The 22,230-nt window shown below is 64.7% G+C and carries 9 protein-coding genes; 7 read left to right on the forward strand and 2 right to left on the reverse strand.

Translation table 11 applies throughout. The annotated features are described in order from the left end of the window. Positions 1 to 13: 13 nt before the first annotated feature. Positions 14 to 637: a hypothetical protein gene (locus tag RZN05_RS05100; protein WP_317225537.1), complete on the reverse strand. Its 624-nt coding sequence runs from the start codon at positions 635 to 637 to the stop codon at positions 14 to 16. A gap of 304 nt (positions 638 to 941) precedes the next feature. Between RZN05_RS05100 and RZN05_RS05105 the strand changes: the two genes are divergently transcribed. Together RZN05_RS05105 and RZN05_RS20650 are read left to right on the forward strand one after the other, a co-directional pair. After that, the gene (locus tag RZN05_RS05105; protein WP_317225538.1) at positions 942 to 1,301 is read left to right on the forward strand and encodes a hypothetical protein; all 360 of its coding nucleotides are present in this window, start codon (positions 942 to 944) and stop codon (positions 1,299 to 1,301) included. An 8-nt stretch (positions 1,302 to 1,309) separates the two neighbouring features. Further along, positions 1,310 to 1,864, forward strand: a complete 555-nt coding sequence (locus RZN05_RS20650; protein ID WP_394804782.1) for a DUF6680 family protein — start codon at positions 1,310 to 1,312, stop codon at positions 1,862 to 1,864. Here RZN05_RS20650 and RZN05_RS05110 read toward each other — a convergent pair. Continuing rightward, positions 1,810 to 2,292, reverse strand: a complete 483-nt coding sequence (locus RZN05_RS05110; RefSeq protein ID WP_317225539.1) for a hypothetical protein — start codon at positions 2,290 to 2,292, stop codon at positions 1,810 to 1,812. The two genes, RZN05_RS20650 and RZN05_RS05110, sit on opposite strands and share 55 nt — an antisense overlap. A gap of 147 nt (positions 2,293 to 2,439) precedes the next feature. On the opposite strand from RZN05_RS05110, the gene RZN05_RS05115 reads away from it, so the two are divergent. From RZN05_RS05115 to RZN05_RS05135, 5 genes are all read left to right on the forward strand, one after another. Beyond that, complete coding sequence (locus RZN05_RS05115) at positions 2,440 to 3,309, forward strand: hypothetical protein (protein ID WP_317225540.1); 870 nt, start codon at positions 2,440 to 2,442, stop codon at positions 3,307 to 3,309. Continuing rightward, complete coding sequence (locus RZN05_RS05120; protein WP_317225541.1) at positions 3,306 to 3,707, forward strand: hypothetical protein; 402 nt, start codon at positions 3,306 to 3,308, stop codon at positions 3,705 to 3,707. Before RZN05_RS05115 ends, RZN05_RS05120 begins: the two co-directional genes overlap by 4 nt. Next, positions 3,662 to 4,051, forward strand: coding sequence for a DUF6118 family protein (locus RZN05_RS05125; RefSeq protein ID WP_317225542.1), 390 nt, complete (start codon positions 3,662 to 3,664; stop codon positions 4,049 to 4,051). The genes RZN05_RS05120 and RZN05_RS05125 overlap by 46 nt, the downstream gene beginning before the upstream one ends. 532 nt (positions 4,052 to 4,583) lie before the next feature. Continuing rightward, complete coding sequence (locus RZN05_RS05130) at positions 4,584 to 5,375, forward strand: hypothetical protein (protein ID WP_317225543.1); 792 nt, start codon at positions 4,584 to 4,586, stop codon at positions 5,373 to 5,375. A gap of 1 nt (position 5,376) precedes the next feature. Further along, a complete protein-coding gene (locus RZN05_RS05135; RefSeq protein WP_317225544.1) occupies positions 5,377 to 22,224 on the forward strand; it encodes a cadherin domain-containing protein in 16,848 nt (5,615 codons plus the stop codon). Positions 22,225 to 22,230: the final 6 nt, after the last annotated feature.

Here is a 22,230-nt window from a genome sequence, read left to right on the forward strand (position 1 = left end):
TGATTTTGCTGGATTATTCTCGGAGCGATGTAGCATCTGCTGTAGCAAGCAATGTAGCAGGTGCCGCGGATCGCGCCTGAAGCTTCTCGGCCGCACGGCGTGAGATAACGTCCGGCGGATTGTTCAGCGCTGCACTCAGGTTGGCTAAGGTTCCGCTAACGCCCTTCATCACCTCTGCCATCCCGGTCACCACTGTGCGGATTTCCTCGGGCGTCGGCCCGTCGCCAAAATACGCAACGATCCCACCGGCGATGTCTTCGATGGAGATGGCGCCGCTGCTCTCGGGGTAAATCTCTTTGTACGCTGTTCGCAGAGATTGAAGGCATCCATCGACCCGATCGTCATTGCCGTGCCCGACGGCATTCCGAAGGTCATTGAAGCGGTTCAGCGCAGCACAGATTCGATCGCCGGCCTCTTCATCGCCTTGCCATGCCGCATTTAGCACCTGCACCTTCTGGACGAACCCAAGGTTCCGAAGCCGATCAGGATATGGAAGTAGCTTGTTCAAGACGATCACGACTTCGCGTTCGAGCGCCAGGTGGCACGCTAGGATCGTCGCAGCCCGCGGGTCGATACCGTCTACGGCACCAAGCAGCCTGTAAAGCCCTTCGAACGGATCGTATCCTACCCTTCCCATACCATCCCCCCATGAGCCTGCATTGTGTCGTTTGCCATGCGCCCCGGCCTTACGCTTATAGCGCATCCCCCCGCACGAATCACCGGCGGGGGAAGATTAACATTCGTAGTGTGCTGAGATCAGCCACACCGACGCTCTGGTGCTTGAAGGCATCGCCAACACCTTGCTGCTCGCCGGCCTCGATCGAACTGCCTATGGTCCAGGACATAATGCCGGAGGGTCACCGATGGGCGGCTTAATCTGGGACTGATCGCCTGTAGTAGCACCGGCGTGAATGGGATATTCCTGTCGCAGGGGGTGCAGAATGGCAACAGCTATTGATGGCATTTATGCTGGCTACATGAGCGGGTCGGAGGGCAACGGCGTTTTGATGTTCGTCTTTAAGGACGGCATCATATCGGGGGCTGATCCCCTCGGCGTTTTGTTTGACGGCGAATACACTCCGAACGCGGATGGGACGGTTGCCGCAACCGTCAAGGTCACCGGTCCCGGTGGCGAGACTGTTATTCAGGGTGCATCCGCTGGACCTTCCGGCCTGACCTATCCGGTGTCCATGACACTGCCGGCGGACTTCGCGTGCCAAGAGTTCATCCGCGTCGAGACGCCCTTGGGTGCGGTGAATCTCAAGCTCAAAAAAGTTCGGACGTTGGGAGATAATGAGTGAGCGGGTGGATGGACCCGCCGGTGCTCGCCGCTACGTTGAGTGCCGTCGCAGCAATCGCGGCGGCGATAGCAACGTGGAGGGGGCCGCTTAGTGCGGCCCGAATGGCCGAAAGCCTACGTCGTGGTTCCGAGGCGGCTGCGGACAGTCGACGTTTCAGACTGAACGTTTTCGCGTCGTTAATGCAGGAGCGAGCGGAGATATATTCTCCCGACGCGGTACGCGCCTTGAACTCGATCGATGTTGCATTCAGTGACTCAATCGCCGTTCGTGAGGCGTGGTCCGAACTATATCAATCGCTTACTTCTCAGCCCAGCGGGCCTTCCCACGTCATTGACGAGCGGCTTCGAAAGCTCCTCAAGGAAATGGCTGCGGACCTTGGTATCGCCGACAAACTGCGGCTCGATGATTTGGGCCGCGTCTATTTCCCTAACGTGATGGCCGAAGAGCGGAAAGTCCGCGATCTTGAGCGAGGGGCTGCGCTCGCTCGGCTAAGCACCCAAACATCGCCTCAATCGAACGTGGCTGATCCCACGGCCGCCCTCTTTCCACCGAAACCAGAATAGGTAGTTTCAGCCACCCCAAACGCGGCGCCAAAAGCCCTCCTTCGACGCAACCTCGCCGGTGTTTCCACCAAGCACCTGAGCCCCGGCCAGCGCGATTGAAAGCTGTCCGGCTCCATGCGGCCCGCTGCGATCTCGCGCTCGACCACATAGTGCAGCGTGGCCGGATCGACATTCTCGCCGTCGATCTGCGATTCTTGAATGGCAAGTAGGCGCTTGTCGGCGGTGATGGCGCTCAGCAGACCGTTCGTGTCTTCGCCCTTAGCTTCTAAGTGACGAACCGCGACGCCCATCGTTGCGTTGAACATCTGCAAGAGCGTAACGCGGTCGCTTTCCTGTCGAACCTGCCCAAATAGGTCCAAAATCCTATCTCGGATTTCTACCGGGCTTATGGAAGTCGCATTCCCCAGTTCGTCGCCGAGCTCCTGCACTCGTGGGTCCATAGTGTCCTCCGATGAGATGCCTTCTGAGGCCGGCGGTCTGCCGCCGGACTAGGTTGCCTAGGCCAGACCGTCGAGCTTTACGGCCCCTTTTGGCCTGAGAATGTTGGGTACGTAGTGGAAGCCGGTCATGGTCGAATGGCCGAGAGCGTATTGGATCTCCATATTCAAATAGGTCATGTTCTGCATGACTTCATTGAAGAATCGAGCCTGATCTTTCACCGTATCAAGGTCGAGATGATAGAGTGTCATACTCTCCATCTCAATGGGCTCGTTGTTCTTGGCCATCTCCTCAATGGCAATGTAGCAGAGCTTAACCGTGGGGGCAGCGCTCCGGGACACGCGGCCAGCCGGTTCGATGGCCTCAAACTATCGACCCCGAGAGAGCGAGCGCCGGTCGAACGACAATCCGCGCTGGGCGGCACTGTCCAGCGCTATGCGCGCACCGTGCAGGACATCCGGCGCATGACCGAACAAGGCCTGCCCGCGCTGGAATATCAGAAGGCAGCAAGGGTGCAGGCCGCGCAGGCGCTCGATGCGATGCACCGGCATGGCGCGCACGATCTCGATGCCGTGTTCGTGCGAGAGCCCGGCATGGTGGGCGAGGCCGCCAACGGGCGCACTGCCAATGCCATTCGCCAGATGCAGTTGGAAAGCGAGCTGCGCGCCAACCCCGATCTTCGTGCCGACCGGTTCGTCCGAGCCTGGCAGCAGCTCCGCGCGCAGCGCGACAAGCTCAGCGGCTGGCAGAACGAAGATGCGCGCGGCGCGGTCGAGAACCGCATGCGCGCCCTGGCGAAGGGCCTCGAAAAGGACCCGGCGCTCGGCGCTGCCCTCAGCCGGCGCGGCAGCGAGTTGCTTGGCCGCCAATGGTCCCCCGAATGGTCGCCGGGCAGTCGCGACGGCGGCATCGGCGCCGCGATCGGCGATCAGGCGCGCACGCGATCGGTCATCCAGCAACTGACGTTCTCGATCGAGCGGGGGCGCAATCTTGGAATCGGATTATGAAGGCTGAAAGTACCGTCCAGCCAGCCGGCGACATCGACGATCCGGAAGTGGCGTTCGAGGCGATGACCCGAAAGCTGGCCGGGCTGACGGCGGCGGTGGAGGGGTTCGCGGCGCGCCAGCAGGAGCTGCATGCGCGCGACTATGGGCCAGACCCAGCCAAGATCCATGGCCTCTCGGGCAAGATGGTCGACGCGATCAACAAGCTCGCCGCGAGGCCGGGCGTGGCGCTGACGCCCGAAACACTTGCACCGCAAATCGCTGAAGCTGGCGCGCGCGTGCGCGCCGCCGATCATCAGGCCTGGGGCAATGCTAATCGGAGCTTGGTGCTGCGATCCAGTCGCTCAACGGTGTGGTGGCTTCCGCGATCAACGCCAGTACGCAGAAGCTTTGGATCATAGGGACGGCGACTGCCGCCTTGGTGGTGAGATTTGCGTTCGGCACGGTCGTTCCGACGCGGATCGCGCAGTCGGTGCCCGAGAGCTGGCATCGGCCGGAGCAGAGGGCGGCGGACGTGCTACAGCGCGGCGAATGGGATGCCGGGATGCGGTTGTTGCAGGTGGCTGATCCGGCACGTCTGCGCGCAATGGAGAAGGCGGCGTTGATCGTGAAGGACAATGCCTCGGCTCTGGCGGATTGTCATAACCGTGCCGAGGAATTGCAGCGTAGGGTACAATGCAAGATTGCCGTAGGCATCCCAAGCACTGATAGACCCGCCAATCGGGAATCTGTTCCGCGGCAATAACCGAATCAAAGGCGCGAACGCGGGCCTCTACGCCGCGTCACGCCTACAGAAACCAATGCAGCCGAGGTTCCGCCCGGGCGTCTTGTTCATTCGTATTTTTATGGAACGTGAAAATCTCATTTATCAAAGGATTTGAGGGGTAACTGCGATCGTTTAGCTCCCCAATCGCCTGCGAGAGGGGGCTGTGATCGGACGTCTTTTCACCTCCATGGCATGTGGACAGGTGATCATAGACGATTTCTATGATCGGGAGACGACGACTTTTCGGAGCCGGCATTCTTTAGCGCTTGACTGGCGAGGGCTGCCATGTCCAATCTCGGGAAGCGGTAAGTGATTACAGAACCATAGCCGCGGTGTCGCACATGCTTGTTTTTGAACGGTGGAACGCTCGAATGGCGTTTGCCGCAGGGGGGCCATGCGTCGACAGCACGCCGGATTTCCGCGACATGTTTTGGGCCGTGCGCGCCGTTCGAACGGGCAAGCGGTGCCGAAACCATTTCGGACACGCGCGCTGGGTCCGCTGTGCTGCTTTTTGAGCGGCGTCGCGGCGAGCAGCTGTATGTCGGTCGAGCCCGCAGTGCCGCTCGAGCGGACTTGGTCCTATTCGCCTAACGCACCAGGCAGCCAGCCTAATCCGATGGCGATAGACGTACCCGATCCCCTGCCCACGGGCGCAGCTTCTTCACAGTCAGGCGGACAGCGTATGTCGAAGCATCAAGTGCTCGCTGAGCGTCGATTCGAGACCAATCTCGATTTATCGCAGATCGCCGCGATCGTCATCGCGCATTTGGGGGATCGCGCCGGCTCGGGCAATGCGAGCGCGCTCGCCGCATTGATCGAGACCTCCAAAGTCCCGCCCGCGGCGTCGAACCCGTCTTTTCCTAGCCAGGTCGTGATATCTACCCGCGCCTGTGGCCGCGCCGACGGTCCACTGCGCCAATGGGCGGAAACGCGGTTCTGTAGAGGCGTCGCAACGCGCTATGACGAGCTTCGTATCGAGACCTTCGTGCGCTGGCGGACGATGACCGAGGTGCCGTGCTCCGATTGCGTGACGCGATACATGCAGCGGCTCAATGCGTTCACCATAGATAGTTTCGCCGCAAGCCTTCGTGCGGCCGGGTACGACGGGCTCGGCGTCATAGAAGGCCAGCGGATGGCGGGCGAGTTCCGCTCGCCCTTGGTACACAGCGGCTTCTCACGCGACGAAGCGCCGCTGATCGCGGTAAGCCATCGTCCGCCCACCGATCTGGCGGGCCGCCCTGCCGACCTGACTCCGGCAATTTTCCAGCTGCAGCTCTATTACTCCGCGAATCGGGAGAACTGACGTGCCGAACCCGACGCCCACGCCGGCTCCAGCGCCCTCCCCAACTCCGACGCCCACACCGACGCCCGCTCCCGATCCGCACGCCATATTCATCGCGCAGGCGACCACCGCGGGCGCGAATGCGGCGGTGGCGGAGATGCTGTGGCACACCCGTACAGACGCCCTTGCAGCTAGCGTCGCCCAAACCGGGGTCGATCAATTCTTCGTCAACCTGTTCGCGCGCCCGACCTTGGTGCAGTTGTTCAACCAGACGCAAGTGAGCGGGGCGCTCAAAACGATCGCCTATGGCGATGCCCCGGGCGGTGGCCGCTCCGCCTATGACAGCGGCGAGCGTACGCAAGCGGGATCGAGCGACTTCGTGACGCTCCATGGCGTCAACGTCGAGCTGCGCCAGGTCCATGCCATCTTCACCAGCGGCGCGAACCCAAGCGTGCCGGTCGGCAAGATCTATATGGGCACGGCATTGTGGCCGGGGACGAGCAGCTATGTCGGGCCCGAGGGCGCGTTATACGTCGTGGCGCACGAGCTGGGACACGCCCTGAACGCGTATACCTTCGATACCGCGATGGCCGGTGCGATCAACGCCGGTTTCACGTACCTCACGCAACGCCAGGCCGCGATCAATGCGCTCCCCGCGGCGGATCAGGCGGCCCAGCACATCAATGTGACATCTTACATCAAGACCGTCATGGAAACGGCTGCGCGCGAGGAGGGCCACGGCAATCTGATCGCGTACAACATCTGGGTCGATCAGTTTCGCGCGACCCATGGCGGCTCGCTGCCGACCGACGCGGACCGCATCGCGCTGTACCAGAGCGAGAGCTATTATATCTACGTATTCGGCGGCGACGGCAAGTTTCCGACCGGACTCGTGCCTGATGCGACCACCGGCAAGCTTGCCGATACGCCCGGGAATCTTCAGATCCTCGGCGATCGCAACATGAAGGAGCAGGAGGGGGTCGCCGCCTCGCACCAGGCGATTTATGTCGGCAGCACGCTCGCCGCCTTTATCGCGCACGGCAGCACCGCTCCGCTCGAAATCGATACCCGCGCGCTCGGATTTTTCGAGAATATTCCTTCGGCCACGCCTGGCGGTCCGCCTACCGCGGTGCCGTTCCAAACGCTGCTGCAGCATTGGGTCCGGCCGTCGGCGATCGGTACCGCAGTCGTGATAGACGTCTCGAAGACGCCGCCGATCTCGCACACCGTCACCACTACCGCGAACAGCGCCGGCTATCAGAGCGTAGTTATCTCGCCACCCGATCCGGCGGTCCCCGACGTGCGTCAGAGCATCTCCATCAGCCTGGGTATGCAGGACGGCAGCGGCGCGACGTTCGAGCGCTCCTTCGTCGATGTGGCGCTGCTCACCAACGGCCAGTTGCGGATCATGCTTTCCGACGAGGAGGGCAACAGCCTCGCGGTCAGCGAGGCCGATTTCCAGCGGCAGTTCGGCGTGAATCCGCGCGCGCTGCTCGCATCGGGCTCGCAGGCGCAGACGGCGCTGCGTCCCTTCATCTTGAGCCGTAACACGGCTACGGGAGAGACGGCGATAACGCTGGTGGATCGCAATCGGTACCTTCCGTCGGGGATCTCGCTCGTCGCCGACGGCAACCGGATCATCCCGGTCGACTATAAGGGCCGCGAGGCCAGCTATATCTACAAGAACGGGGTGCTGGTCGGCTATTCGGTGACCGAGGCGAACGCCAAGGTGATCACGACGCTCAACGCGCAGCGTCAGGCGATCGCGACCGAGATCCGCATCGTCGGCAACCCGCTGCCTTTCGACTTCTCCGACATCGCCGGCGCGCTGGGATCGACGCTTGGCTACCGCCTGGCCGGAGACAACAAGCTCGTCGGCGTAATGAGCTCGGCGCTGTTCAAGACGATCGGCAACAATCTGGGCGATGCGCTCGACGGGGTGATCGGCGGCATCTCGGCCAATGGTTCGGTGCAGGACGCCTTCAAGACCTTCGGCCCCGAATTCCTCAAGAACCTCAAATCGGCGGGCATCGGCGCGGTCTCGTCTTACCTCACGGCGCAGCTGATGCAGGCCGTCGGCGTGGACGGCGTCGCCGGCGAAGTGCTCAACTCCGCGTCCGGCGCGGTGATCAATCAGATCATCACCAACATTGCTAACAATGCCGGGCTTTTCAACGGAGTCAATTTCTCGCTGGTCGGATCCGCCGTGGGCGGTTTCCTGGGCGCGAAGCTTGCCAAGGAAGTCTTCCATTTCGACACGATCGGGGGGCAGATCGGATCGGCAATCGGATCGTCGATCGGCGTCGCTGCGGCGGCGTCGATGCTCGCGCCGGGTGGCAGCCTTGCGACCTTGGGCGGGCAGCTGGGAATCTTCGCTGGGCCGGTGGGCGCATTTGTCGGCGCCTTTCTGGGCTTTCTCGTCGGCGGGCTTATCGGGTCGCTCTTCGGTGGGACGCCCCGATCGGGCGCCGATGTCAGTTGGAACGCCGTTACCGGCGCATTCGACGTGGCCAATGTCTATTCGAAGAAGGGCGGATCGAAGGACGCGGCGCGCAACGTGGCGTCGGCCGTGGCCAACGTGTTCAACATGGTGCTCAGCGCCTCCGGCAGCACGCTGCTCGATCCGCGGGCGGTGCAGGTCGGCAATTACGGCATGCGCAAGTCGGACTTCGTATATCGGCCGAATTCGACTCAGGACACCAACGCGATCACGCAGACCTTTTCAGGCAAGGACGCTGCGCAGCGGTTGATCGGTTACGGCGCCTATCAGGGTCTCTCCGACTCCGACTTCCAGCTGGTCGGCGGCGACGTATTCGTCAAACGCGCGATCTACGCGACGTTGTCGGCGGCCGGAATAGATCCGCGCAATTTCGACACCAGCGTCCTGCTCGGCAACATCGCCTCGGCGCAGGCCTACAAGAATCTGCTTGCCAATGGTGGGGTCGTCGCGTCGATCATAGCGGCCGAACCCGACAGCGTGTTCGCTGCGGAGACGCTGGTGACGCTCGCGCGGGCCTCCGAGCTCGGACTCGACCGGCGGGCGCGCAGCGACTGGTTCGGCGGCTTCACTTATTTCGCGAGTCAAGTGGCGGGCGGCGTCGCCAATATCGAGTTGGGACTTTCGGTCGACTCGGCGAGTGATCAGGTCTTCCGGCTGTTCAAGTTGGGCGATCGCGTGGTCACCGACACGATCGATATCGCGTCCCAGACGACGATCGAGGCGGGCGGCGGCAATGACGTTATCGACTTGCGCTCGGGCATGCTCGCCAACCAAGTAGGGCTGACCGTCAACGGGCATCTCAACGATGACATCGCGGTGGCGGGCGAGGACTTTACGGCAAAGACCGCCACAGCGTCGATCGCGGGTACCGCGTTGCGCGGCACGGCAACGGTAGCGATCACCAACGATGCCGCGACCGAGCAACAGGAAAGCTTCGAGGTTGCGCTCTCGGCGGCGACTGGTGGCAAGCTGGTCGGCCCCGCGGCGAAGGTGACGATCGTCGCGGCGAGCGACCTTGCCTATCTGTCCGTCGGGCGCAGCTATGCCGCCGAGGGAGACGGCTATGCGGTGTTCCGGATCGGCCTTTCCAAGGCGGCGACCAGCGCGATTTCGCTGTCGCTGACCTTGTCGGAAGCGCGGGCTCTCGCCGGCAGTGACTATGCCAATGCGCTGGAAATTTCCGCTGATGGCGTGAGCGGGTGGACCGCGGCGAGCACGTTGACGCTCGCTGCTGGCGCCACCGCTTATTTCGTGCGTGTCGCGGTGATCGCCGACAATGGGATCGACGGCGCCGGCAAGCCGACCAATGTGGAAGGCGACGAGCAGTTCACGCTGGGCGCGATCGTCACTTCCGGGGCCGCTGCGTTGGCCAATGGTGCGGCGCCGGTGCTCGGCATCGGGACGATCGTCGACGGCGCCGGCGGGACGCCGCTGGTTTGGGTCGATGACCTGATCGTGCACGAAAATGCCGGGACCGCAGCGCTCAGCATGGCACGAAGCCGGGCCGGGACAACATCGGACTTCACCTACGCCACGGCCGATCGGAAAAGCTTGTCGATCGACATCGCGGCGACGGTCGATGGCGGCGGCGGCGACGACGTGATCCATGCCTCGGACAAGGGCGACAATCTATTCGGTGGCGCAGGCAACGACACGCTCTACGGCGGCCGGCTCGACGACTGGTTGCTCGGCGGCGAGGGCAACGACACGCTCGACGCAGGCTCGGCTGTGGTGGGCACGCTCGGCGGCGACGGAAACTATCTCGATGGCGGCGCTGGCAACGACATCCTGCGCGGCCGCGAAGGGTCCGACTGGCTCGAGGGTGGCGACGGCGTCGACCAGCTTTATGGCGGTGCCGGCGACGACATTCTCGCGGGCGGCGCCGGCGAGGGGGACCGGCTCGAGGGCGGGCTCGGCTCCGACCAGTATCTGGTTCGCCGTGGCGACGGCCGCGACGACGCGATCGAGACCGGCTCGGCCGCGAGCACCGGCACGACGGTCGACTATATCGCGTCGCGCATGGCCGCGATCGAGAAGTGGAAGGTCAACGCCGCGCAAGCCGGCGCGCTGCGGCCCGACTGGGTGGGCGGCGCGATCGGCGTGAGCCAGGGCCGGATCGACGGCGGCGAGGATTCGGTGGTGTTCGCGCCCGGGATCGGCCTCGGCGACATCCGCCTCGAACGCTCGGGCACCAAGGCGGCGCCCGGCGCCGACCTGCTCGTCACCGTGTTCGAGACGGTGAATGGCGTCCAGACCGAGAGTGCGCGGCTGACGCTCAAGGAGTGGTTCACCGACGCGTTCAAGCGCATCGAGTGGCTGCGCTTCGCCGACGGCAACGCGATCAAGCTCAGCGACATCACCAGCTTCGTCATCGGCGGCGCGGGCAACGACCTGCTGATCGGCACGCAGGGCAACGATTTCATCTGGGGCGGCGCAGGCAATGATTCGATCCGCGGGCTCGCCGGCAACGACATAGCGCTCGGCGGCTCGGGCGACGACCTCGTCTCGGGCGACGCCGATAACGACATCGTAGTCGGCGGACTCGGCAACGACCAGGTGCTCGGCGGGCTCGGCAACGATTCGCTGACCGGCGACGAGGGCGCCGACGAAATCTATGGCGGCGACGGCAACGACATCGTCTCGGGCGGGGTCGGTGACGGCGACGTCGTGGTCGGCGGAAAGGGCGATGATCGGTTCAAGTTCACTCGCGGCGACGGTCGTGACCTGATCTTCGACGATTATAACGACGCGGGCTGGACCACGGTGTTCGCCAGCGGCGTCTACCAGGCCGGTTACAGCATCGATGCGCAGGGCAGCGTCCTCTACACCTGGGGTGACGGCACCGTCGAGACGGTCGCGTTCAACAAGACCGGCAATCCGCACGTGCTCGACCTGCAATGGCGCGGCAAGTTCAACTGGGACGCCGACACCGGCACGCTGCGCCGCTTCGTCGGCCCGGCGAGCGGTTCGCTGGTGCAGGATGCGGGCGTCGACACGCTGGAATTCGCGCCTGGAATCGACATTCAGGACGTCGTGCTGCGTCGCGTCGGCAATGACCTGGTCATGGCGATCGGCGACGACGACGCCGAGAGCAGCGACGCGCTCGCACTGGCAGACAGCGTCACGATCAAGGATTGGTATGTCGTCGGCGGCGGCGGCCAGATCGAGAAGTTCGCTTTCTACCAGACCGGCGTTCTCGACATCGAGACGGTGGTGGGCGGCACGCCGACGATCAAGCGCAACCTCTTCGCCGGCACCGATGCGGCAGACGGCACCGACGCCGCGCCGATGGGCGGCAGCGCAATCGACGACTGGATGACCGCGGGCGCGGGCGACGACGTCGTCGCGGGCGGGCTGGGCAACGACATCATCGCCGGCAATTCGGGATCGGACACGCTGCGCGGCGAGGGCGGCGACGACATACTCTACGGCGGCACCGGCAACGACATGCTCGATGGTGGCGCGGGCAAGGACATATTGATCGGCGGCGCAGGCTTCGACATTGCCTCATACAAGTCCGCCACCGCCGCTGTGCGGGTTTATCTGTCGCTGCCCAGCGGGAATCTCGGGGATGCGCTCGGCGACGAATATTACGGCATCGAAGGCGTGCTGGGCGGTTCGGGCAACGATACGCTCGGCGGCGATGCGGGGCAGAACGAACTCGAGGGCGGCGCGGGTACTGACATGCTCGGCGGCGGCGCCGGCGACGACACCTACGTGTGGAACCTCAATTACGGCTCGGACACCGTCTACGACGCGGCGTTCACCGTCACTGGCGGGACCTGGACGTTCGACACCACCGTCGATGCCGGCGTCGACGTGCTCGAGCTCGGTGCGGGGCTCAGTCTCATCGACATGCAGTTCGTCTGGTCGGCGAGCGACCTCTATCTGCGTAAGGACAACAATGCCGCGCAGCAGGTCAAGCTGCAGGGCCAAGCCAACGCCAATACCCGCATCGAGACGCTCCAACTTGCCGATGGCTTAGGGATATCGCTGACCAGCGTACTCGTCGCAACCGGCTCGGCGCAACTCGTCGGCACCGCCGGCGACGACCTGCTTGCCGGCCGCGTCGGCGCGCTCGCCGACAACCTCGCCGGCGGCGCGGGCAATGATGCCTTGGTCGGCTATGCCGGCGACGACCTGCTGTTCGGCGGCGACGGCGACGACGTGCTCGAGGGCGGCATGGGTGCCGATACGCTCGACGGCGGCGCCAACACGGCGATCGGCACGACCGGGACCGCGGGCGACACGGTGCGCTATGTCAGTTCGACGGCCGGCGTCACCGTCAATCTCACCGTCACCGGCGCGCAGACCGGCGGCGACGCAGCGGGCGACGTGCTGATCGGAATCGAGAATGTCGTGGGCTCGCAACTCGCAGACACGATCACCGGCGACGCGGGCGGCAATCGCCTTGCGGGACTCGACGGCAACGACACGCTGCGCGGCGGTGGGGGCGATGACGTGCTACTCGGCGACGGCGGCGACGACTTGTTGTACGGCGAGGACGGGGTAGACGCGATCTCGGGCGGCGACGGGGCCGACCAGATGTGGGGCGGCGCAGGCGACGACCGGCTCGACGGCGGCGAGGGCAATGACACCCTATGGGGCGATGCCGGCAAGGACTCGCTCACCGGCGGAGCGGGCCGCGACTATCTGTACGGCGGCGACGACGACGATACGCTCGACGGCGGCGACGGAAATGACAATATCGATAGTGGCCTGGGTAACGACACCGTCAACGGCGGCGCGGGCGACGACACTTTGTCAGATGGTGGGGGAGACGACGTCTATCTGTTCAGTTCGCGATCCGGCGATGACGCGCTGATCGACCTGGCGGGCAAGAACCGCATCGTCTTCGACGATTCGGTGCGCTTCGACCAATTGTGGTTTGCACGGTCGAACGACAGTCTCGTCATCGGCATCATTGGCAGCACCAGCCGGGTGCGCCTAATCAATTTTTACTCTACCGTTGCCAAGGGCTTGATGTCGTCGGTGTCGACGACGACGCACACGCTCTTTCTCGGCCATGCCGCGCCACTCATCGACGCGATGACGGCGCTTCAGGTCGCTGCGCCGACGGCGATGCCGAGCGCAGTCGCCAGCCTGCTCGCGACCTACTGGCATGCGGGCGACAAGGCCGCCCCGATCGCGAGTGCGATTTCGCTCACCACCAGCGAGGACAGGCCGTCCGCGACGCTGTCGGTCAACGCGATCGATGATGACGACAACATCACCGGCTATGCTATCGGCACCGCCGCCGGCCATGGCAGCGTCGCGCTCAACGCGGCCTCGGGCCAGTTCGTCTACACGCCTGGTGCCGATTATGCCGGCGCCGACGCCTTCTCGATCGTCGTCACCGATGCCGACGGCCAGAAGGTGGAGGTCCAGGTCGGCGTCACCGTCACTGCGGTGAACGACGCGCCGGGCGCGATCACCGTGTCCGGTCCGGCGCTCGCCGTCGCCGAGGCCGGCACCGGCAGCGCCACTGTCGCGGGCACCGTCGTTGGCCAGCTCGTGTCAAGCGATGTCGACGGTGACACGTTGACCTTCAGCCTGCTCGACGATGCGGGCGGCCGCTACCAGATCAGTTCGAATGGTCAGGTCAGCGTCAAAACTCCCGGATTGGTCGATTTCGAGACGGCGCAGAGCCACGCGATCACCGTTCAGGTCTCCGACGGTCACGGCGGGACGCGCCAGGCGGGCTTCACCGTCGCCGTCAACAACGTCAATGAGAAGAATGTCCTTCCCGCCAGCGCGAGCCTTAGCATTGCCGAGAACATCGCGATCGGGACCACCGTCGGCACGATCGCCGCGACCGATCCCGACGGGACGCACGTCTTCGGCCAACAGCGTTATTATTTCCTCAACGGCAGCACGGCAAGCGCGACCTCGGCCGACGGACGCTACACGATCGACGCGGTCACCGGCGTGGTCAAGACTGCCGCCGCGCTCAACTTCGAGGCGGCCAATCCGAGCGGGACCTACCAGGTGATCGCGCGCGACAATGCCGGCGGCGCGCCGTACAATCAGGCCGTCTCGGCCGTCACGATCGGCATCACCAACGTCAACGAAGCCAACAGCCTGCCGGCGACGCTGGCGATGAGTGTCACGGAGAATGTCGCGATCGGCGCCGCGGTCGGCACCGTAAGCGCGACCGATCCCGACGGCGCGCACATCTTCGGCCAGCAGCGCTATTTCTTCCTGAACGGCACGACCGCCAGCGCGACCTCGGCCGACGGCCGCTACACGGTCGATGCCGTCACCGGTGCGATCAAGACCGCAGTGGGCATCAGCTACGAGGCCGGCGCGTCGGGCACCTACAAGGTGATCGCCCGCGATAATGCCGGCGCGACCCCCTACAATCAGGCGGCGACCGACGTCACGATTACCGTCAACGACGTCAACGAGGCGAACAGCCTGCCGACGACACCCAACATGCTCGTGGCCGAGAATGTCGCGATCGGCACCACCGTCGGGACGATCATCGCGGCGACCGATCCCGACGCGGCGGGGACGGTGTTCGCCCAGCAGCGCTATTATTTCCTCAACGGCACCACCGCCAGCGCCACGTCGGCCGACGGCCGCTATACGATCGACGCGCTCACCGGCACGATCAAGACCGCCGCGGCGCTCAACTTCGAGGCGGGAGCGCCCAGCGTCGCCTACACGGTGATCGCGCGCGATAATGCCGGCGGCGCGGGCTACTTCCAGGCGCAGACCAGCTTTACGATCGCGGTGACCGACGTCAACGAGGCGCCGACCGACATGACCTGGAGCCCGAGCGCGATCAGCGTCCAGGAGCGCGACCGTATCGCGGCGACCGCCCCCGACGCGGCGCGCCCCGCGGTGGTGCTGGCGGCTTTCGGCGTCACCGATCCCGATACCGCCGGATCGCCCTTCGCGACCTTCACCTACGCGGTCAATGACAGCCGCTTTGAGTTTATCGGCAACAGCCTGCGGCTCAAGGCGGGCGTGTCGCTCGACTACGAGGCGGCGGCGGCGATCGCACTCACTGTGACTGCGACCGACACGTCGACCACCCCGCAATCGATCGCGAGGCCGGTCACCATCACCGTCATCAATCGCGACGACGTGCTCGAAGGCGGCGCCGCGGGCGACGTCCTCACCGGACAGCAGAATCGCGACCTGATCTACGGCAACGCCGGCGCCGACGTCCTCAATGGCGGGGCGGGCGACGATATGCTCGACGGCGGCACCGGCGACGACCGGCTGATCGGCGGCCTGGGCGTGGACACGCTTTACGGCCGCGAGGATGCCGATACGTTGATCGGCGGCGACGGCAACGACACGCTATACGGTGGCGCCAACAATGTCGGCACGAACGACCAATTGTTCGGCGATGCGGGCAACGACGCGCTCTACGGCGAGGACGGCGATGATCTGCTAACCGGCGGCGCCGGCGCGGACGTGCTCAACGGCGGCACGGGCAATGACTGGGCCGATTATAGCTGGCAGAGCGAAGGCGTCGCGGCGGCGGCAGGCCTGGTCGCCGACCTCACGACATCGGCCAACAATACCGGCCTCGCGGCGGGCGACACCTTTGTCTCGATCGAGAACCTGATTGGCACCGGTTTCGACGATACCCTGCGCGGCGACGCCAACGCCAATACGTTGCGCGGCGGCACGGGCAACGACACGCTCGTCGGCAATGCCGGCGACGACACGCTGGAAGGTGGCGCGGGGGCTGACAGCCTCTCGGGCGGCGACGGCAATGATTTGCTCGATGGCGGCGACGGCAACGACATCCTCTATGGCGGCAACGGCAACGACACGTTGCGCGGCGGTCTAGGCAACGATCAGCTGTTCGCCGAAAGCGGCGACGACATGCTGGATGGCGGCGCCGGCGACGATATCCTCAACGGCGGCCTCGACAACGACACTTATATCATGACGCGCAGCTCGGGTGCGGACACGATCAACAATTACGATCCGTCGGGCGCCGATATCGACGTGATCGGCCTGCAGGACGCCACGCCGATCGAATCCAAGGACCTGTGGTTCGAGCGTAGCGGCAACGACATGATTGTGTCGGTGATCGGCACAACGTCGAGCAGCCGGATCGTCGGCTGGTACACGATGCCCGGCGTCGACGGCGCCAATTTCAAGATCGACTTTATCATCGCCGGTGTCGCGCAGAGCAAGACGATCAACGTCGAGGCACTCGTGCAGCTGATGGCGACCAAGACCAAGCCCACCACGGTCGCGCAGCGGGACACGCTGATGGCGGACGCCACCTACAAGGCGAAATGGGCGACCTATTGGGGCACCAACGACAAGCCCGTGATTGCCGCGGTCGGCAATCAGACGACCGCCGAAGACACTCCGCTGGTGCTGACGATCACCGCGACGGACGACATCACGCCCGCGGCGGGGATCACCACCACGGCGCAGATCCTGTCCGGCGGCACGGTGATCCCGGCGAGCAACCTCGTCTGGGGCCTGCCCGATTTGCAAGGCCGCCGCACGCTGACGATCACTCCGGCGGCGAACATCGCCGGCGCGGCGACGATCCGCCTGACCGCCACCGATGCTGGCGGCGTCGTCAGCGATGTGCGAGACTTCAACGTCACCGTCACCGGGACGCCGGACAAGCCGATCATCTCCTCCTTCTCTGGACTGTCCGGGATGTCGGGTCAGGCCCTGCCGCTCAACATCAATCTGAGCTTCCCCGATCGGGACGGCTCCGAGGTCCACGAAATCTGGATCACTGGCGTGCCCGCGGGCCTCACGCTGACCCAGGGCACCTATGACAGCGCGACCGCGACCTGGAAGCTGAGCGAAGGACAGATCGACGAGGTCGCGATCATCTTCCCCGCGGGGTGGAGCAAGGACCTCAACCTGACGCTCACTGCGCGCGCCACCGAGAACGGCCAGACCGCCACCTCGACGGCGACCACCACGATGGTGATCAACGCACCGCCTACGGATATGCGGCTCGGGGGCAACGGCCTCGCGGCTCCCTCGGTGGTCGAATACACGCCGAGCACCAATCCCTCGGGCGCCTATGTCGGCGTGGTCGCGCCGGTTGACCCGGACTCGCTCGACCGCAATCGTGTGACCACCAACTTCGCCGCCATGTCCCTGCGGGGCACCGGTGAGGAGCGTATCGTCAGCGCAACCGGGCCGGGCGGCACCACCGTCAACGTGCTCGAGACCGGCCAGTTCAGCGGCACCAGCGATCCGGCCGGCGGTGGTGTCTTCGACATGGGCGCAGGCGCGGTCAACGCGAGCAAGGTCTACAAATACACCATCTATGTGAAGGCCGAGAACAACTCGCCGCACACGCTGTATTTCGGCACCCGCGGCAATGTCGAGAACGCCACTACCGGAGCGGCCGACACCAATCCCTATTTCTGGTATCAGCAGGCCGGCACGCTGGTGCAGGACCGTTGGTACCGCGTGGAAGGCTATGTGCTTCCGACGGGATCGGCTCTGGTGCCGCAGGGGCTCTTCGGCGGGGTCTACGACACCGTCACCGGCGTGAAGGTGGGCAACACCAACACCTTCCGCTTCGCGCCCGGCGCGACCGACACCGGCGCGCGCTCCTTCAGCTATTATGGCGAGGGCACCTCGGGCTATAGCGGCCAATGGTACCAACCGGTGGTCGAGCAGCAGGACTTCACCTACACGCTGACCAACAATGCCGGCGGGCGCTTCGCGATCAATGCGGTCACCGGGCTGATAACTGCAGTCGGCACGGCGTTCGACTACGAAACGGGCTCGAGCTATAACGTCACCGTCACCGTCAACGACGGGCAGGGCGGCCAGCTCAGCCAGACCAAGACGATCGCGGTCACCAACGTCAACGAGGCGCCGACGATTTCGGGCGGGCCCGCATCGGTCTATTATGACGAGACCGGCTTGGGCGCGAACCCGGCCACCGTCGGCACGACCTTTGCCAGCTTCACCCTCGCCGATCCGGATGTCGGCCAGACGCCGTCTATGGAATTCATGGCCAATCCCGGCGGGTTCTTCGCGATCTCGGGCAATGGCATCCGCTTCGCCTCGGCGCTCGACTACGAGACACTCAAAAATGCAGGCTATGCCGTCGGCGATTTCAACGGCGACGGCCGCACCGAAGCCTTTGTCGGCGACGTGGTCGTCCGCGCGACCGACGGCGCGCTCCCCTCGGCGACCAAGACGGTCAAGGTCTACGTCCAGAACGTCAACGAGACGCCCTATTTCACTGGCGGCGGCGATTGGCGCTTCTTCGACGAGACCGGGCTGGGCGGCAATCCGGCGAACGGGAACGTCGCGGTCACCACCTTCACCGCGGCCGATCCCGACGGAACCAGCCCGACCTTCCAGTTGCTCAACAATCCCGGCGGCTGGTTCGCGCTCGACGGCTCGACGCTACGCTTCACCGGCGCCAACCTCAGCTACGAGGCGTTCCGCGATTCCGGCCAGTATAGCATCTATGACTGGAACGGCGACGGCCGGCTCGAAGCCTATATCGCCGATGTCTGGGTCCGCGCGACCGACGGCAGCGCCTATGTCGACAAGCTCACCCAGGTCTTCATCAGCGATGTCGCCGAGGCGCCGGTGATCGCCAGCAGCGGCGGCTGGCAATTCCTCGACGAGACCGGGCTCGGCGGGGCGCGCGCCGCCAATGCCGACCAGATCGTCGCGACCTTCGCAATGAGCGACGGTGACGGCACGACGCCGAGCCTCGTGCTAGCCAACAATCCAGGCGACTGGTTCTACATCTCGGGCAACACGCTCAGGGTGCGCCCCGGCTTCAACTTTGACTTCGAGAGCCTGCGCGCGCAGGGCTATGGCATCAACGACTGGAACGCCGACGGCAGACTCGATGCCCATATCGCCGACGTGTATGTCCGCGCGACGGACGGCGGCCTGAATTCGCCCGACGCGCTGACCCAGGTCTTCATCAGCGACAGCAACGATCGCCCTAACAACCTCGTTCTCGAGGCGACCAACGTCTTCAAGGAGACTGGCGATGGCAACAGCCATGCCGGGGCGCTCCAGGGGCGCTTCACCCTGTCCGATCCCGACGGCACCACCCCGCGGCTCGAGATCGTCGGCGGCAACGACTATGGCTGGTTCCAGGTCAACGGCCAGCACATCCAGGTCACCGGCGCCAATTGGACCGCGGACTGGCTGCGCTCGACCTTGGGCGGCTACGGCCAGGACGCCGGTTTCTATTACGACACCAATGGCAACGGCATTCCCGAGATCCGCATCGCGACGCTGCAGTTGCGCGCCAATGACGATCGCGGCGGCGTCTCGGACACCTTCGCCTACAATGTCTATATCGAGGAGCGGAACGAGCAGAATTCGCTCGGCAACACCGTGCTCGGCGTCGACGAGGATGTCGGCCTGGGCACCGTCGTCGGCACGGTGACCGCGAGCGATCCGGACCTGTGGGCGCCTTATCGCGACCAGCGCTACTATTTCTGGGACGGTGCCAATATCAGCAACACCTCCTATGACGGCCGCTTCACGATCGATGCGGTGAGCGGCGTCGTGCGCACCAATGCCGGGCTGGATTATGAGTCCGCGAACGCGTTCGCCTACACGGTCACGGCGCGCGACAATGGCGGCAATGGCGGCTACACGCAGTCCTTCGCACGGGTCGATATCGGCGTGCGCAACGTCAACGACAATGCGCCGACCTGGGTCAGCTATCCGGGCATCCATCTCGTCGAGAACGCCAATCAGATGGGCGAGATCGTCGGCGGCGTCGTCGCGACCGACGGCGACGGCAACAACACGATCACCTATTCGATGTGGGAAGGCTCAAACCCGGGCGGCATCTTTGGCATCAATCCCCAGACCGGACAGATCCAGCTGCTGCACGCCACGATCGATTACGAGGCGAGCTATTGGACGGCGGGCGGCTCGACGGGCAAATATGCCGACCTCCTCGTCTATGCCAGCGACGGCATGATGAGCACCGGTGTTAACGTCCGGATCGAAATCGAGAACAAGCGCAAATATCTTTGGGACAACAACAGACTCCTCGCCGGCTATCAGCCTGATTGGCAATCGACCCAGAGCGATGGTCCGTTGTCGGCGCAGGCGTCGGCTCAGCGCCTTGGGGGTGCGGAAGCGACACCGCAGGCGTTGCCGATCAACCGCAACAGCTGGTTCAACGAGTGGTTCTTGTACGGCCCCGAAGGGCTCGTAGGCTATTATTCCGAGTACAACCAGTATCAGAACCAGTTCCGCAATCGGCCCGAAAGCACCGGCCGCTACGCCGCGGGCTACGTCAAGATCGGCAATTCGTCGCTCTGGTCGGTCTATTCGGAGGACGAGAACAACACCAACACGCTGTTCGGCGGCGGTTTCCCGATCGGCCTCGATCTCAATGGCGATGGCCTGACGCTGACCGACATGCTGAAGACCAACGTCTTCTTCGATCGCGACGGTGATGGTTGGCGCGACCGGACGAGCTGGATCGGTGCCGACGACGCCTTTCTCGCGCTCGACCGCGACGGCGACGGGCTGATCTCGACCAGCGACGAGATCAGCTTCGTCGGCGACAAGGCCGGCGCCACGACCGATCTAGAAGGCCTTGCCGGGTTCGACGACAATGGCGACGGCGTGCTCGACGCACAGGATGCGCGCTACGGTGCGTTCCGGATCTGGCAGGACGCTAACCAAGACGGTATCAGCCAGGCCGAGGAGATGCGCTCGCTCGCCGAGGCGGGTATCACCTCGCTGTCGCTGCGCGGCACGGCCACCGGCGACAGCTTCACGGGCGGCAACGGCACCACGCTCGCCACGGCGGATTTCCTGCGCGCCGACGGCAGCCGCGGCACGCTCCACGATCTCGTGCTCGGCTATCTCCACGCCAATGGGGGACCGTCTGCGGACGAAGAGGAAACCGCTGCGGCGTTGCGGGCGGTTCCGGAAGAGAAAGACGGCCTCGCCGCGCCGATCATCTTCGACCTCGACGGGGACGGGAAGACGATCGTCCCGCTGGCGGAAAGCAAGACGTTGTTCGACATGGTCGGCGACGGCCAGCTCCACAAGACCGCCTGGGCCGATGCCGGGGACGGTTTCCTCGTCCGCGATCGCAATGGCAATGGCGTGGTCGACGGGATCGGCGAGATCTCCTTCGTCGCCGACAAGGCCGGCGCCAAGACCGATCTCGAGGGGCTCGCGGCGTTCGACGACAATGGGGACAAGGTGCTCGACACCAACGATGCCAGCTTTGTCGGGTTCAGCGTGTGGATCGACGCCAACGCCAATGGTCGCACCGATGCCGGCGAGCTTCAAAGCCTCGCCCAGGCGGAGATCGGCGCGATCAGCCTGACCGGCGTCGCCACCGGCCAGACGATGGCGCAGCGTACCGGCGGGCAGAGCGTAATCTTCAACACCGCGGGGTTCACGCTGTCGGACGGCACGATCGGCAGCCTCAGCGACGTCGGGCTTGCCTTCGACACGGCCGGGCAGGGCGCGGTCGGCGCTTGGACGACCAAGCCGATGCTCGACGAGGACCGCTTCGATCTCAAGGCGGGCAAGTCGCGGCTCAGTGCGGCGGGCGGCCGATTCGTAGCGCGCCAGCGTGGCACGGACTCGCTGTTCGATCCTTTGGCGGGAGCGATGGCTGCGGCAACGATCCTCAAGTTCCGCGACAAGACCGTCGGCATGCTCGGCGCCTTCGTGCTCGACTTGGACGGCGACGGGATCGAAATCGAGCACCAGCGCAAATCCGACGCCCAGTTCGACATGGACGGCAATGGCGGGCGCGACAATACCGGCTGGCTCGGCAAGGGCGACGGCTTCCTCGTCATCGATCGCAACGACGACGGGCGGATCACCACCGGCGCCGAACTCTCCTTCCTCGGCGAGAAGGCCGGGGCAGGCACCAGCTTCGAGGGCTTGGCCACGCTCGACAGCAACAAGGACGGCAAGATCACTGCCGCGGATACGCGCTTCGGCGAATTGAAGGTCTGGCGCGACGCCAATCGCAACGGCAGCACGGAAGAGGGCGAGCTCCAATCCCTCGCGGCGTTCGACATCACCGAGATCGGCCTGCGCAACAGCGCGACGCAGGTCTCGAACCAGAAGGTCGGATCGAACCTGATGCTGTCGACGGCGGTGTTCACCCAGGGCGGCAAGACCAAGACGATCGCCGACGTCGCCTTCGCCTTTTCGCCTGCCAAGGCGCCGGCGGCCGCTGCGCTCGCGTCGCTCGACGATCTGCGCAATCTCGCGCCGATCAATGCCGATAGCCGGCTCCATGCAGGCCCGCTCGACGCGCGGCTGGCGCTGATGCGGCAGGCGATGAGCGGGTTCGGGATCGAGTCGGCCGCCGAGACACGGCTCGAAAAGCGCGATACGAACGGCGGTTACGACTTCTACGCCGCAACCGCAGCATGACCGGGA

This window comes from Sphingomonas sp. HF-S4 (assembly GCF_032911445.1).
GTDB lineage: Bacteria > Pseudomonadota > Alphaproteobacteria > Sphingomonadales > Sphingomonadaceae > Sphingomonas > Sphingomonas agrestis.